The organism is Pseudoroseomonas cervicalis ATCC 49957, assembly GCF_000164635.1.
Taxonomy (GTDB): Bacteria; Pseudomonadota; Alphaproteobacteria; order Acetobacterales; family Acetobacteraceae; genus Pseudoroseomonas; species Pseudoroseomonas cervicalis.
Genome location: NZ_GG771124.1, coordinates 1 through 824, shown reverse-complemented (window position 1 = coordinate 824; position 824 = coordinate 1). Strand labels below are relative to the sequence as shown.

Here is an 824-nt window from a genome sequence, read left to right as displayed (position 1 = left end):
CGCCTTCAGCCGCCGCGCCAGCGCGGCGCCCACCCCGCCCGTCGCCCCGATCACCGCCACCGTCATCGCGCATCCTCCTGCTCCGGTCGCAGGCAGATGGGGCGGCGCGGCGGAAGCGGAACCCGCCGCTGTGGCGCCACCCCCCCCGCGACAGGCGCGGCGCGGCGTGGCAGAGTGGCGGCATGCGGCAATTGCTCCTGTTGCGCCACGCCAAATCCTCCTGGGACGATCCCAGCCTGCCGGACCATGCCCGGCCGCTGAACGCGCGCGGCAAGCGCGCGGCCGGCGCCATGGCGGGGGTGTTCCACGGGCTCGGCCTGGCGCCGGACATCGTGCTGGTCTCCTCCGCCCGGCGCACCCTGCAGACGCTGGAGGCCCTGGCCCCGCTGCCGGACAGCCCGATGGTCGAGCCGATGGACGATCTCTACCTGGCGCCCTGGTCCAGCCTGCTGGCCACGCTGCGGCAGACGCCGGAGACGGCGCGCAGCCTGCTGCTGGTCGGCCACAATCCCGGGCTGCACGACCTGGCCCTCGCCTTGGCCGGCCCCGCCGGCATGGCCGGCAAGGCACCCGGCACGCAGCGCCTGGCCGAGAGCTACCCGACCGGCGCCCTGGCCGAGTTCAGCATCGCCGCCCCCTGGCGCGCGCTGGAGGCGGGGGGCGGCCGGCTGGTCCGCTTCGTCGCGCCCAACGACCTGCCGGAGATGGCCGCCTGACCGTGACCCCGCCCGCGCCGGAGCACGATGCCGATCCGGCCCCGCCCGCTGCTCCCGCGCCGGCCGAATCGCCGCCGCTGACGCTGGACCTGCTGCTGGAGGGCCCGG

At 76.9% G+C, this 824-nt stretch carries 1 protein-coding gene; it reads left to right on the top strand.

Features of this window, described 5'->3' with window-relative positions; all coding sequences use genetic code 11:
* Nucleotides 1-182 precede the first annotated feature (182 nt).
* Nucleotides 183-716: a SixA phosphatase family protein gene (locus HMPREF0731_RS22115; protein WP_007006495.1), complete on the top strand. Its 534-nt coding sequence runs from the start codon at nt 183-185 to the stop codon at nt 714-716.
* Nucleotides 717-824 lie beyond the last annotated feature (108 nt).